Source organism: Xenorhabdus sp. PB30.3 (assembly GCF_963895965.1).
Taxonomy (GTDB): domain Bacteria; phylum Pseudomonadota; class Gammaproteobacteria; order Enterobacterales; family Enterobacteriaceae; genus Xenorhabdus; species Xenorhabdus stockiae.
This window is the reverse complement of record NZ_CAWQMW010000013.1, coordinates 1-14,046: the sequence shown is the minus strand read 5'-3', so window position 1 is coordinate 14,046 and position 14,046 is coordinate 1. Positions and strand designations below refer to the sequence as shown.

Genomic DNA, 14,046 nt, shown 5'->3' with positions numbered 1-14,046 from the left:
TGCAAGGAGGGAAACAAAAATGAGTAAAGGTCTGTTCACACGCGGGGGGCTGCTGAGTTCCCGTTTACGGGCGTTCGCTACCCCCGCCGGGCAGGTGGCGATGATGGAATCCAATCAGGCGCAACCCGTGGATAAACAACCCGGTGACGGTAAAAACGCGTCGGAAGATATGCTGCTGGAAGCCGTGTACAAAAAGGCCGAACAGGATTCACGCGGGATTGCCGCTGCTGCGGTCATTGACTGGGTGCAAAACGGCGAAGGCACGTTTGATGCGTTTGACGAATTTGCGTTGGGACTGGCCGACCTGCTTCAGGACAGCGACGACCTGCTGACCGATGAGCAAATCGATGATTACAACATGTGGCTCGGCTTTATGGCTGATGCGGCGGTGTCAATGGGGGCCGATCAGAGCGATGTCACGGCCATGATCGACAATGCCGATGATGATGCCGCTGATGCGGTGCTGTCGGCAATTGACGTTTCCCCCGACGATGAAGACGACATTATTGCTGAATTCGCGGTCACAGGCGGCGATGACGGCGCGATGATGGAAGCCAGCATCAAAGTCGTCCGCGATGGCGTCGTGAAGCTGATCCGCAAGCAACCCCGTCCGCGTCGGCTGAGTGCCGCGCAGAAAAGCGCGCTGAAAAAAGCCCGGATGAAAGCGCAAACGGCGTCGGCCAAGAAAGCCCGCAAAAAATCCAATCTGATACGGAAAAAACGCGGATTGTAATCAAAAAACCACCAGCCATTAAGCTGGTGGCATAAGGGGAATTTCATGATTTGTGGTGCAGTCATGCCGGATGGGATCAGCCCGTTTCTGAAAGCCTATATCACGAACACGGAGTCAATGGTGGTGGGCTATATCGGGGATGGAGCGACAGCGACGCTCCAGTCGCTGTGGGAATCGCCTTTTGAAAATGATTCCATTGGCTCGGTGGCGGGGATATCCACCCTCGCCAATGGTGTACAGGCGGCGACAGACAGTACATCCGTGACCCGCATTAACTCCTTGATGGTGTGGCAGGGGCAAAAACCCCCGCAAATCACCCTGCCCTTGCATTTTATGGCAAAGCAGGATGCGCAGGTTGAAGTCCAGTCCGCCATCATGACGTTATTGCAAATGGCCTCACCGGAATTAGGGGAAGTTATGCCCGGCGGAAGACGGCCAGAGCCGGTCGTGATCGATATCGGCCGCCGGTTAAAACTCACGGATGTGGTCATTCAGGAAGTGAGTTTCGAACTGGATGCGCCCAGAACAGCGGAAGGTTACTACACCCATAACACGGTGACACTTTCCCTGTCCGGTATGCAGGTGCAAAACCGATCTGAAATTCCTTACCTCTTTATTTAATGGAGTTAATTAATGGCTGGTTTCAGTAACAGTAAAGCAAATAAGGCGTTTTTAAAAAAACGCTTTAACCAATCCAAGGCCGCCGGTGAACGGCTGATCGGTGCGGATTATTGGATGGTGATTAAAGGCTATGAGCATTTATCCATTCTTATCCGTACCACGCAGCTGGGCGAATTTACCCGCGAAGATGTGGAAGACTATGCGCCCTCTGGTGTGAAAATCAATCAGCACGGGGTATTCCGGAATCAGGGCGAATTCCAGTTTCAGTGTGCGGAAACCATTGAAGGCGTGGTATTAGCGGCCGTCAAAGAATGGGTATTGGAAAAAGCATATATCGATATTGATATTTACCTTGCCAGTGAATCGAAAGACGGCGAATGGGGTAATCCTATCCGTTCCTACGAAATGGTGAAACTGTACTGCGACGCGGTGGATTTGGCCTCGGAAGATGTCACGGCGGTGGTACGTCCTTCGATGCGGGCCGTGTACAACTGGCAGGAATAATCCATGACACCGATGCAGCTCTTAGACACGGTAAAAACGCGATTCAGGCCGCTGCTGGTGGTGGAGGAAGACACGTTAAAAAGCATGTTGGTTAAGGCGCTGACAGAATATCAGGATCGCGCAGGCTTCATTAAACGGGTGCGTATAGAGAAAGCGGCAGGGGTTTCCCTGCCCTATCCCGATGATTATCTTGAGCTGGTGCATGTCATTGATCAACGGAGTTCGCTTGTTTTCGCTGAACCGTATGCGGACGTCCTCCAGCTGGATCTGATGGGCAATGAGCGCTACCCCTTTACGCTGGTGTATCTCGCCAATCTGCGCGATACCGATTTAGATAACGGCGTGATCCCCCCCAGCCTGTGTGGGGTACTGGAAAACTACCTTGAATGCCTGATCGATATTCAGAACACAGAACGGAAGCGACGTGTCTCGGCGTCAGGCAAACTGGATATCAGTCACCTGCCCGATGAAGCCACCCTGTACCAGCGTAAAATCGATCTGGAAGATAAAATGGCCGCGAACCGCGCCATTATCACCGGTGCCACTTTAATGCCGTAAGGAGACATCAATGGGGATCTTCAGCGGCGCAGGCAAGTCGCTTGGTTATAACAGCCTGTCCAGTTTTGGTAAAGCGGCGGGCAACCAGTTTATCAGCAAGGTATTAGAGCGTTCCACCTCGATGATCTCAGGGCGCACGGGGGGCACAGGTGGCCTCAATGCGGAACTGAGCAACGCCAAATCGGTGGTGCATTCGGCCCTGCGTATTCGTTATGCACAGGGCTGGCAATGGGCGATTGAGGCGGACGGACTCAATGGCTTAGACATGTTCGCCAAAGACATCACTTACGATTCTGTCACCATCGAAACGGAAGCCAAGCAGATTGGCGCGGTGGTATTCAATAAGCCCACCCATCGGGCAGCAGGTTCTATCACCATTACCGTGCGGGACTCTGATGAAGGGGCCATTGCGCGCTGGTTTGATGAGCGGGCCAACCGTGTCACCAATAATGACGGCACCGTTAACCTGCCTCCGGCATATTCAATCGGGATACGGCTCTATCGTGTCCTGCAAAACGGCGGCCTTGAGTTAGACAGTGAATTTGACGTGTTTCCCATCTCTCGTGGCGAAACCACCCGTTCCCGTGATCAGGTGACTGAATTTCTCTCTTATCCGCTGACTTTCATCAAAATTTCCTCCATTGAATCCTCGGTGGTGTCAATGGCGGGGGGCGCTTTACGTGATGCCGGATTGAGCGCGGTCAGTGCTCACACCCCCAACAGCAATATTATTAAATTTTAAATGGGTTATGTATGCAAATTCCTGATTTTCCCCTTCCCTCAAATCCCAGTGTTGAAATTCGCTTCCGGATGCCGGAGGTGTCCGATGCAATGGCCTACAGCGGCGCTGATCCGGAACAGGAAGAGGCCCTGACTACGCGCTATCTGAACGACATGCAGCACGGAGAAAACCAACAGGATGCCGCTTACTGGACAGCCCAAGACCGCCGCACGGCCTTATGGTGGATTTTCTGTAATTCCCGCATCGACACGACTCTTACCGTGTCCTATGAGTGCGCTCATTGCCATAAAGAGCACTATTACGACTACGATGCCAGAGCACTGGATATCAGCGCCGGAGTCCTGACCGTGGAAGCCTTTGAAACCGTCGCAATTCCCGTCAAAGGCCAATCCCATGACTGGGTATTAAAGCCCTTAGATGGTCGCGCAATGGAACATCTGGAAAACGCCCGTCATAGCCTGCCTGCTCCTTCCGATCCGGCGTATAACCATGAACGGATGAATCTCAGGATGATGGAACTGGCCCACCAAGCCCATTTACCCACCCAGCCGGACGATTTCATGGTTGCGGCCAACAGCCGTTACGACCTGATAACGCAGATGGCACTGGACACAGAATTTGCACCGCTGGTGGCCCGTATTGAACTGATGAACCGCCGTCTTGCGCACGGGTTAGCGATGAAAATAGAAAAAGGCACGGCTCACTTACTGTTACCCCAACACCGTTGCCCTGAGTCCGGTAAGGAGGGTACGGCCAACTATACGCAACTGTACACGCCCTTTCGGAATCACCACTTCTTTCCAGACTTTAGATCTGAATGGATGGCTGATCTTAACCACTAATCTGGCGCTCTACGGGAATCAACCCATTGGCGATATCGACCGGCTACCGGAGTGGCGCGCCTTCAAAATGAACGAAGCCTTAGAAGAAAAGTTCAAGAAAAATACGTGATGGTAATAGAGAGATGGTCAACACAGCATTAGATCTCCAAGAACAGGAACGCATCATTAATGCGATTGAAAAAGCCAGTGATGCCGAATTATCCGCACTGGCGGCGATACGGACGGATATTCGCACTCTGTTCAAGCAAAACAGACCGGTCAATGCGGATAACAATGGCTTAATGATCAGCCGGCCCACTCGCCGTGTCTCAACCGCAACCCAGCCTAATGCGCTGGGTTTAAAACTCATTGAGGCGGAAAAAGCATCGCCGAAAAACCCTCCTTCAATTGACAGCATTCAGCATAAAAACGGAATAAAAACACACACTGTTTCTATTCCAAATACACCTGAAACGGAAAACGGTGCTAAACAAACATCCCTCAGCACCCAAACAGAACAAAAACAGCATAAAAACAGAATAAAAATACACACTGTTTCTATTCCAAATACACCTGAAACGGAAAACGGTGCTAAACAGACATCCTTCAGCACCCAAACAGAACAAAAACAGAATAAAAACAGAATAAAAACACGCACTGTTTCTATTCCAAATACACCTGAAACGGAAAACGGTGCTAAACAGACATCCCTCAGCACCCAAACAGAACAAAAACAGAATAAAAATAGAATAAAAACACGCACTGTTTCTATTCCAAATGAAAACCAAACCGCAAAAACCTTAAAACGGGCCCCCCACGTTAATCCCCTTAACGACATTCATCCTGTCAGCGATGCGCAGATAAAAAACCGGGAAAAAGAGACGATCCCGAACGTCGTGTCATTGAAATCCTATCTGGCAAACAAACAGGCGTTAAATAGCGATCAAAAAACACGGGCGTCAATCGCGGCCAAAAATATCAAAGCCGGGCATGAAACCGCGCCCGCCACCGCGCGCGAACCCCATAACGGGCATAACCCGGCCCAACCCCGTACCGCATCGGGGCGCTTTGCATCCAAAGAGAAAAGCGAATCCCTCAAAGCCCACCAACAGGAAACTCAGGACACAGCCAAAATGCAGGCCGGTTTTCTGCGCAAGCTCGGCGGCCTCATTGGGCATTCAGGTAAGGCATTAGCGGACACAAAAGCGGGGAGCACCCTAGATGTGGTCGGCTCGGCGGGTGGCTCGTTCTGGAAAGCCGGAAAAGAAGCTGCCACCCTCACGAAAAACGCTGCCAATAACGTGGTTTCGCTGCATGACTGGGTGAATGGGAAACGCAAAAAAAAGCAACCGGCCACCCAGCAGGCGGCCGTTTCCCGTCCGACCCTGCCTGCGCCGACAATGGGGGGAGGGAAACAAACCCAATCCGCCCAAGCCTTTGCGACCCAACACCAAAACGACCAGACCAAAGCGATTCAGGCACAAACCCAGCTAGCCCGGACGAATGATGAAAAAGTCATTAGTCTGCTGGAAGATCTCGTTGATAAGGGGAAGGCGAAAAACGGGGACGGGATTCTGGGGACGATTTTCAGTGCGCTGGCGGTTAAAGCCATCGGGAAGAAAATCGGCCGGAAACTGGGCGCGGCGATTCTGTCTGCGCTGGCACTGGGTAAGCTCAAATCCCTGTTTTCTAAATCCGGCGCGGGCGGGGCTGAGGGCAACGGCATAGATATTGACGTCACCGGACACGACAAAAAGAAACCCAAAAAAACCAAAGCAAAAAACAAAAAAGGGCTGAAAAACCTCGGCAGAGGAGCCGCAAAAACCACGGCCGCCGTTGCCGGGACAGCGGGCGCTATCACCGCAGGCGAAGCGATCCTCGGACAGGCAGAAGGCAAAGCCGCTGAAAAAGCCACACAAACAACCGCCACAAAAGGGGCAGAAAAAGCCACGGAAAGCGGGGCAACCAAAGTGGCTAAATCCGGCACCGGAAAAGGCGCGGCCATCGCCGCAGGAAAAATGGCAGGCAAAACTGCCCTTAAAGCCGTGCCGCTGGTGGGGACAGCCATCGGTGTCGGCTGGGATGCGTATGATGGTTTTACCGATACGGACGCCCAGCGTGAGACGTTTGGTCTGGCAGACGATCAGGACGTGTCCACGCGCCAGCAAACCGAATATGCCTTAGCTAATGTGGCTGATCTGGGCGGGTTAGTCTCCGGCGGCGCCGGATTATTGGCTGACGGGGCGCAATGGCTGGGGATGGACAGTGTTTCTGAGGCGCTGACCTTTGATACCGGTGATATCGCCAAGACCATTGACAACGGTGTCACGGCCATCGATAAAAAAGTGACAGCCGTCCTTGATTTTTTCTCATTTGGCGACGACAAAGACGACCCGAAGAAAGAAAACGAGATACAGCAAGTCAGGCAGAGTCAGGCAGAAAATGCCGCGCTGGTGCAGGCCGTCACGGAAGGCGCAGACCAGACCACGCAGGCGGTCAACAAATTAACTAATCAAATGCCCCCATTGGGTACGGAGATGGGGCACGATGGCAAAAGCGTGCCCGTCAATGTGTTTTCACCGACCACCCCAGCGCAAAATCAGTTCAGTGATGGCCTGAATATTGGCGGGAAAAACGCCCAGAACCGCAACTTTCGCAATAATAACTTCGGCAATCTGGTGTATGTCGGGCAAAAGGGTGCCCGTCTTGAGGATGCCAACGCCAAAGGCGAACAACGCTTTGCGAAATTCGATACCCCTGAAGAAGGGATGCGGGCACTGGCTAACCAAATTACGTCATACGCGAACGGCACCTCAAAAGCGGTGGGTTATCAGAAGCTCAATACCGTTGAATCTATCATCACAAAATACGCGCCGAAAAACGAAAACCACACCGAAGGCTATATTGCGAATTTATCCAAAGCGCTGGGGGTGAACGCCGATCAACAATTAGATTTGTCCAACCCTGACATCATGACAAAAATGATCAGGGCCATTTCGACCATTGAAGGGGGAAACCCCCAAGTCACTGATGATTTTATCCGGAATGCCATCGGCACCCGGAGCGACTCCGCCCAGTCATGGATCGGGCAGTTCAGCCCCGAAACACTGGCCCATGTGAATAAATCACGGGCAGAAAAGGGACTGAACGCCCTGAGCGCCGCCGATCAGTTCAGCGCACCGGAACAGCTCAGCGCCACAGCAAAAGCGCAAAAAAACATTACACCGGTCACGCAACCCGCTGCGGCCACCCCCGAAGAGAATAAGACGGGGATTTGGAGCAATATCAAAAACGCCCGCCAAATGGCCGATGAAAAGCTCACCCGTGTCCTGGCCGGTAATGTGACCGGTATCCGCCAGAACCGACCCGATGCCGGACTCACTCTCCCCGCGAATATGCAGGCGGATAATCTGCCGGTCGGCTTACGCGCGGCCATGCTGCCCGCCGACCAGATAGCACGGGCAAATAAAAACCGCCCGCCTGTACCGGTAAACCCACATACCGAAACCAAAACGGGCAAGACAGCCCCCCAAAATGGCTCTGCCGACACCCAAAAGTACCCGGATACGCCGTCCGCTGACCCAATCAGCCCCGGCGGGATACCGGTTGTTCCTGTCAGTGCCGTGAATCAGGCGCGACCGGTGTCTGTCCTGCCTGAACCTGAACAGGCACCGGATAAACCGCCTGTCGCGGGCGCAGGTTCATCGACATGGCAAACGCTGGCGGATATTGTCCTGCCCAGTATGGCCGATACCGCCAAAAACCTGACGCAGGGATTTTCCAGCAGCGGCCTGCTAGCGGATCTGTTAGGCCAGACCGGGCTGGATCAGGGGACAACTCAAGCACTGACACCCCTCACCGGTTTTGTCTCCGGCCAGATTGATGGCGGTGTCCACGGCATGATAGACAGCGTGACCGACACGGTGCGTCAACCGGTCAGTCGGACTCATGGCCGGCTCCCCCAGACAACGCTCCCCGATCCGGCAAACCCTCAAGACCGTGTAGCGATAGCACAGGCAAAGCCAACGGCACCAACACCGACAGCACCAACTGAGCCGCCGTCGGGCGGTTTTTTACAAACCGTGGCGGACATTGCCTTACCGAGTTTAGCCGACACCGCAAAGAGCCTGACACAAGGCTTTTCCAGTGGGGGCCTGTTAGGTGATCTGTTAAACCAGACCGGACTGGATCAGGGGACAATCCGCGCACTGAACCCCCTCACCGGTTTTGTCTCCGGTCAGATTGATGGCGGTATCCACGGCATGATAGACAGCATGACCGACACCCTGCGCCAGCCGGTGGATATGGCTAACTTGCTGCCCACCGGCACAAATTCACCTGACCGGACAAACACACTGGCGAATACGGTTCGCCAACCGGCAGGGATCACCCTGCCCAGTCGTTTGCCGACCGTCACGAATTTGGCGGCCAGTGGCATCAAAACGCCCGTGACCCGCGATAAATCATCCAGCAATGACGACAAAGCCATGCTGACCCAGCTGCAAAAAATAGCGGCATCGCTCGACAAACTGATCAGCGTTCAGCAAGACGCCAACAGCAACGGGAAAGATCCCAATACCACCACCCATTCCGCGCAGCCCGCCCCCCGAAGTGATATTCCGCTGGGGGCCGCCAGCAACGCACTATCCGAAATGCTCAGAGACAGGGATGATTAAACATGAATGAGATTGACTGCTTACTCCGCATCGATGCCGGCGGCTTAACCCTGAAATCAGGGATCAATGAAGCCTTGCCCGCCCGATTGGAGGAATGGTTACGTACCCCCCTTGGCAGTATTTATGGCCTGCCGGAGTGGGGCAATCCTTTAGTCGAGTTCAAACACGAACCCACCAATCAGCTGGTGGCGGTCTTCATTGAGAATCGTTTGATTTCAAAATTACGCACTGACGTCCCTGATATCAGCCTGTCAGGGATACGCTGTACACCGGTTCAGGATGCTATCGATATGTACAGCATCACTTTTCAGATACAAACCGGCACCATCACCATCGGACTTCAAAAGGGGGATTAATGACAACGCAGGGTTTACTCGACAAATTTAACGAAGCGCTCCAGAAAAACAGCTGGTGGGCACGGTTCACCAACAGCCAGTTTGTGAAAATGATGGCGATTTTCGGGGCGCAGGTGATTTACTACGCGCAGACGTTCGCAGAACGGGCGTTAGCCGAGGGATTTATTTCCACCGCCACCAAGCGTTCCTCCATTCTGGCCGCCGCTGAAGATAAAGGCTACGTCGGCCGCCTGATCCTGCCCAGCAGCGGGTTAGCGTCGGTGCGCAATAAGACCGATCAGCGTATTCAGTTACCGGCGTTCTCCACGTACTTATCTGATCAGCAATATCCTTACATGATTGTAGAGGCACTGGATATTCCGGCCGGGGAAACAGTGAAAAACGTCAATATCAGGCAAATGGAGATCGTGAAAGTCACCAAGATAGTGCAGCTGGAAGAGGACTTTCTGTCCGTGACACTGCCCAAGGATCTGACCGCCGAATGCGTCAAAGTTGATGTTTACGTCACGGTGGCGGGCGTAGAAGAACGCTGGGAGGAAAACCCGCAATTCCGTCTTGCCAATGAAACCAGTCAGAACTACGTTCTGTTTTACAAACCAACCGAGCAGCTAGGTATCCGGTTCGGGGATGGCTCTATCGGCAAAAAACCGCCGGAAGGCAGCATCATTGATATTCACGTCTGGTGCAGTGCCGGAGATATTACGCTGGTGGAAGGGCAAAAGCTGATCCCGTCTAATGCGTTTTCCCCTTACACCAACAGTCTAGAGATTATCACCACCACACCTATTACGGGGGGCGCGGGGAGTGAAACAACGGAAGAAATCCGAAACCGCGCCCAATACTATATCGCCTACGATGATCAGGTCGTGTGGGGCGGGGACTACAAATTTTATCTGAAGTCCAAAATTGTCGGGACATCCTGGATTAACGTCTGGGGTGAGCAACAGCAGGAGAAATCCACCGGCATCAAGGATCTGAATAACATTAACGCGATTTTCATTTGCGGCCACAAACCCCAATCCACGCAAGAAGCCCTGAAAAAAGAAATTTTAGGTGCTTTAGAATCCATTCCGAATGCGCTGAATAAAAAATTTGTTTATGTCGATTCGCACGAATTGCCCTTTACCGTCAAACTGACGGGCATTGCGGTTAAAAACGTCATTATCTCCGAGGCAAAAACCCAAATCCGTGATCGGCTCAATCACCAGTTCGGGCGGGATGCCGCGAGTTTTGACTCGAACAGCGCCGGTGATTTTGAGCAGATACGGGTAAATAACCTGTGGGCATGTGTTGAATCACTGGGGATACTGACGGAATTCAGGATTGAGGTGATCGGCATGACAGAAGCCAAACAGCTGAATGATTTTATCTATCTCGATACTGAACGTTCAGTGTTCGAAATCTCTTATTAAGGCCGGACATGATTAAAGATTGGTTGAAACACAGGCTGACCCCCGAAAAGCAGAAATCAACCCTGTGGTGTGAGTTTACAGACAGCTTACAAGCCGTTTTGGAAGACACGGTGGAACCTTTGCTGGAACGTATTTCCAATCGGAAATCGATCTTTACCATGCACCCCGAAGATCTGGATAAGCGTATCGCAGAGCTGGGCAAATTTTTTATTATCCGGACAGCGCGCGAGAAGAGTAAACCGGTGTTGCTCTCTCAGCGTCTGGATGAGATCCATTTTAAAGGCACCGAGCGACCGATTTCCTCCACCTTCTGGCGGGAATTTAATAACCTGCCCGCTAAATGGTCGCCGTTATGGGCCCCCGTGGATCAGACGCATTTTCCCTACGGCACCGTCTTCCTGCCGCATGAGCTGGTGGAAACGGCGAAATCCCGCTACGGCGAGTTTTTTCTGACCTCTCGCGGTGTCATCCAGTTATCGCTGAACACGCTGTATGAAAAATACGGCTACAAAGAACAGGCCAAACTGTTCAGCAGGCTGACAAAACAGTTTGATCAGGTCATTGCCCCCTTGATACCGTTAGAAATCGTCTATAACGGCTTTCACTTCTTTTTCTACTTCACCATCACGGAAGAAGCCGAATTACTGATCCTGAAACAAGCCCGTCTTTTCATCGATGCCCAGTTTACACTTCAGGATGTCGAAAATACCTTATCAGGGGCGACCCGCCAGTTACAGCTGCCCAATCAGGTTATCCGTGCCATTCTCCGGCCGCTGAAACAGCACACTTACCGTTTTGACGAAATGCCCCTTGATGCGTGGGCGCTGGATTTACACCACACCCCGCCCATTATTCCGGTGCCTTTTGGCACGCAAACGGACACCCGGTTTAACGTGGTGGATAATCAAATCTGGATCGCAACGGAAGGCCATTACGGATGTTTGGTATCCCTGAAAGGGGAGGGCATCAAACGCTATTCCTTCCCGTCATGGGCGAAAAAAGCCTTTTTACCTATTCCGGTTGAAAAAATCCCCCTGATAGAAAAAATCACCTATTGTGTGATGCCGGAATTTATTCTGTATGACGTTCCCTTAGAGGAGCACGCCGACGCGCTTCAGCTGAAACGCACAACAGAGCAGGTCAGTCTTAGCGCGATACCGGAAAAAGCCGACACACTGAACAGCCAACGCACTGACATCCGGCTCGATGCGAATATTCAGCTGACCGATAACCGCGATATCACGCGGCTGAAACAGTTGGCTGAACAGGTACGTATCAGCGCCATCGCAGAAAAACACGCCGATACTGTCCGACTGAAGCGGACAACAGAGCAGGTCAGTCTCCGCGCGATACCAGACAACGCCGACACGCTGAAAAGCCAACGCGCTGACATCCGGCTTGATGCGCATATTCAGCTGACCGATAAGCGCGATATCACACGACTGGATCAGCTGGCTGAACAGGTACATCTCAGGGCAATATTGGAAAAGCAGGAGGCCGTTGAACGCATCCGTTTTAGCACAGGGCTGGCCGCGCATCTTGCGCCCGTCGAATTTAAAGCATTGACCCGCCTGAATATGACGGAAATCCGCCTTTTTTACACCGCCCAGCTACAGGATAAACGGGCGTCGGTTCACCTTGAACAGACCACGGAACGCGTCCGCATCAGTGCCCTGCCGGAAAAACGGGAAACCGTTGAACGTGTCCGTTTCAGCTCAGCGTTTTCATCCCGACTCGCGCCCGTCGAATTTAAAGCATTGACCCGCCTGAATATGGCGGAAATCCGCCTGTTCTATACCGCTCAGCTGCATGATAGCGGCAACCAGCTGCGTGTTGAATCGACCACGGAACAAGTCCGAGTCAGTGCGCTGCCGGAAAAACGCGATACCGTGAATCACATGCAAGTCGGCGCAGAGCTTTCATCCCGCATGGCCCCTGTCGAGTTCAAACCCCACACCACGTATCTGAACATGGATGAAGTGCCACTGGATATGTGGGCACTGGATGTAAACGTGCTTGCATCGCCGATCTTGAGGGGTGATCCCCGTCTTCGGGAAGACGCCGGTCGGATTATGCTTGAAACCACCGGACAGCGAGGCTGTCTGGTGCGTTATGCCGACGGAAAAATGAATCGCTATGAATTCCCGTTAGGGGCAACGGAAGTGCAGCTGCCGGATGATGGTCTGCATTCATTTCATGACATCCTGAAAATCGTCTTCATCTAGCCCACAACAGGAGTTTATAGCGAAATTGTAGTTCGCATACACTGCCATAAAATACACAGAATGAGGTTGTTTTATGGCAGATGCTCTCGCTTCCGTATCAAACGGAAAACTCTACAAAGGTCAATTACTGAATTATTACTACTGTCGCCGGGCAGAATCCGCCATCGGGGTGAACGGCCAGTTTCTGATAACCAAAGGCTGGTTTGGGATGTCATCCCTTGTCACCGCCAACCCGACCGGTGGCTGGGACATTGCCGATATTCCACTGGATTTCGCCAATACAGATCTGTTAAAGAAATTCGCGGAATGCTCACTGATTTGTACCGTCTCCGGCAGCACCATCTCAATCAATGCCACGCTCCCGGAATCCGATCTGCCTGAAGATACCGCGTTTGACTTCAACACACTGGCGCTGGTGGATAATAAGGGCAATATCTTCGGCGTATTGTGTTGCCAGCAAGACACGCTGCATAAGGGCAAATTATTTACCGCACTCATGACTATTGAGCAGAAGGTGGCCTAATGTCTCAGGTGATCAACGAAGCGGCCGTGCTGTCCAGTAACAGGGATGCGCTAGCGCTGTTAGCCGATATTCAATATTTGGAACCCTACACTTCAAGCGCCTTAAACCGGAAGTTTAAGGGGATCTTAAGAGCAGGCATTTATACCGGTTTTCAGCCGAAAGCAGGCACCGGCCTGTCAGTGCTGATCACCTCCTCCTCAGAGCAAGACGGGCAGGGCGCAGCGTCCATCAACGTCGGGAAAAATCAGATTTCCATTCAACAGGTGAAAGAGGTCATTGTGCCGGTGCCGGCCAGTAAAACCAGCATCATTGCCCTTGAAGCCAATTTTGAGTTTGGCAAAGTCACCAATCAGGTGGATTCAGCCTCCACCATTAAAGCGGCGCATATCGTCGTTGTAGACGTTTCTCAGGGCATCTCCGGCAATCAGCTGGAATTATGCCGCGTTAACGTGCCGATGGATGCCAAGGCCGTTACAGAGGCCATGATTGACACCTCGCATCGGGTTGTCCAAACCGTGGGGATCACGTTAAGCGAAAAGATAGACAGCGATGAAGAAAACCTTGCCGCCAACGCCAAGGCGGTCAATCTTCTCAGGAAGACATTACTTGACAACACCAATACACGGGCAAATGACGCACTGACCGCCGCCAATAACGCTAACACTAACGCCAATGGCCGCGTCCCCTCTGGCCGTAAGGTGAACGGTAAGCCGCTGTCTGGCGATATTGCATTAAACGCAGCCGATGTCGGGGCCTACAGCAAGGGCGAAACAGACAAGCACGTCAATGACGCCAAGGCACTGGCAAATGCAGCGCAGACTGCCGCGAACAATGCCAATAATAACGCCAATGGCCGTGTACCGTCTGGCCGCACT

11 protein-coding genes and 1 pseudogene are annotated in these 14,046 nt (G+C 52.5%); all 12 read left to right on the top strand.

The genetic code is table 11. The annotated features are described in order from the left end of the window. The first annotated feature begins 19 nt into the window (after positions 1-19). On the top strand, positions 20-733 hold the full coding sequence (locus tag AACX38_RS01525; protein WP_228863381.1) for a hypothetical protein: 714 nt from the start codon (positions 20-22) through the stop codon (positions 731-733). Between the two features lie 45 nt (positions 734-778). After that, positions 779-1,354 carry a hypothetical protein gene (locus AACX38_RS01520; protein ID WP_228863380.1) on the top strand — a complete coding sequence of 192 codons (576 nt, stop codon included), beginning with the start codon at positions 779-781 and terminating at the stop codon, positions 1,352-1,354. 12 nt (positions 1,355-1,366) lie between these two features. Then, positions 1,367-1,858 carry a baseplate protein gene (locus AACX38_RS01515; protein WP_228863379.1) on the top strand — a complete coding sequence of 164 codons (492 nt, stop codon included), beginning with the start codon at positions 1,367-1,369 and terminating at the stop codon, positions 1,856-1,858. Positions 1,859-1,870: 12 nt separating this feature from the next. Beyond that, entirely contained in the window at positions 1,871-2,416 is a 546-nt protein-coding gene (locus AACX38_RS01510; protein ID WP_228863378.1) for a hypothetical protein, read from the top strand. A gap of 10 nt (positions 2,417-2,426) precedes the next feature. Beyond that, positions 2,427-3,158: a phage tail protein gene (locus AACX38_RS01505; protein ID WP_228863377.1), complete on the top strand. Its 732-nt coding sequence runs from the start codon at positions 2,427-2,429 to the stop codon at positions 3,156-3,158. Between the two features lie 68 nt (positions 3,159-3,226). Beyond that, complete coding sequence (locus tag AACX38_RS01500; RefSeq protein WP_339385644.1) at positions 3,227-4,000, top strand: hypothetical protein; 774 nt, start codon at positions 3,227-3,229, stop codon at positions 3,998-4,000. A 122-nt stretch (positions 4,001-4,122) separates the two neighbouring features. Beyond that, on the top strand, positions 4,123-8,655 hold the full coding sequence (locus AACX38_RS01495) for a hypothetical protein (RefSeq protein ID WP_228863375.1): 4,533 nt from the start codon (positions 4,123-4,125) through the stop codon (positions 8,653-8,655). Positions 8,656-8,657: 2 nt separating this feature from the next. Further along, entirely contained in the window at positions 8,658-9,011 is a 354-nt protein-coding gene (locus AACX38_RS01490) for a hypothetical protein (protein WP_228863374.1), read from the top strand. Beyond that, positions 9,011-10,423 (top strand): baseplate protein, encoded by a 1,413-nt coding sequence (locus AACX38_RS01485; RefSeq protein ID WP_228863373.1) that lies wholly within the window; start codon positions 9,011-9,013, stop codon positions 10,421-10,423. Before AACX38_RS01490 ends, AACX38_RS01485 begins: the two co-directional genes overlap by 1 nt. 8 nt (positions 10,424-10,431) lie before the next feature. Beyond that, entirely contained in the window at positions 10,432-12,648 is a 2,217-nt protein-coding gene (locus AACX38_RS01480) for a hypothetical protein (RefSeq protein WP_228863372.1), read from the top strand. Positions 12,649-12,721: 73 nt separating this feature from the next. Then, entirely contained in the window at positions 12,722-13,171 is a 450-nt protein-coding gene (locus AACX38_RS01475) for a phage tail protein (RefSeq protein WP_228863371.1), read from the top strand. Beyond that, positions 13,171-14,046 (top strand): annotated as a pseudogene (locus AACX38_RS01470) (hypothetical protein); the annotation flags it as partial. The gene AACX38_RS01475 and the pseudogene AACX38_RS01470, both read left to right, overlap by 1 nt.

What these genes read in the sequence shown, in the direction of transcription:
- AACX38_RS01525 (WP_228863381.1), top strand. Translation starts at nt 20, where the DNA reads ATGAGTAAAGGTCTGTTCACACGCGGGGGGCTGCTGAGTTCCCGTTTA.
- AACX38_RS01520 (WP_228863380.1), top strand. Translation starts at nt 779, where the DNA reads ATGATTTGTGGTGCAGTCATGCCGGATGGGATCAGCCCGTTTCTGAAA.
- AACX38_RS01515 (WP_228863379.1), top strand. Translation starts at nt 1,367, where the DNA reads ATGGCTGGTTTCAGTAACAGTAAAGCAAATAAGGCGTTTTTAAAAAAA.
- AACX38_RS01510 (WP_228863378.1), top strand. Translation starts at nt 1,871, where the DNA reads ATGCAGCTCTTAGACACGGTAAAAACGCGATTCAGGCCGCTGCTGGTG.
- AACX38_RS01505 (WP_228863377.1), top strand. Translation starts at nt 2,427, where the DNA reads ATGGGGATCTTCAGCGGCGCAGGCAAGTCGCTTGGTTATAACAGCCTG.
- AACX38_RS01500 (WP_339385644.1), top strand. Translation starts at nt 3,227, where the DNA reads ATGCCGGAGGTGTCCGATGCAATGGCCTACAGCGGCGCTGATCCGGAA.
- AACX38_RS01495 (WP_228863375.1), top strand. Translation starts at nt 4,123, where the DNA reads ATGGTCAACACAGCATTAGATCTCCAAGAACAGGAACGCATCATTAAT.
- AACX38_RS01490 (WP_228863374.1), top strand. Translation starts at nt 8,658, where the DNA reads ATGAATGAGATTGACTGCTTACTCCGCATCGATGCCGGCGGCTTAACC.
- AACX38_RS01485 (WP_228863373.1), top strand. Translation starts at nt 9,011, where the DNA reads ATGACAACGCAGGGTTTACTCGACAAATTTAACGAAGCGCTCCAGAAA.
- AACX38_RS01480 (WP_228863372.1), top strand. Translation starts at nt 10,432, where the DNA reads ATGATTAAAGATTGGTTGAAACACAGGCTGACCCCCGAAAAGCAGAAA.
- AACX38_RS01475 (WP_228863371.1), top strand. Translation starts at nt 12,722, where the DNA reads ATGGCAGATGCTCTCGCTTCCGTATCAAACGGAAAACTCTACAAAGGT.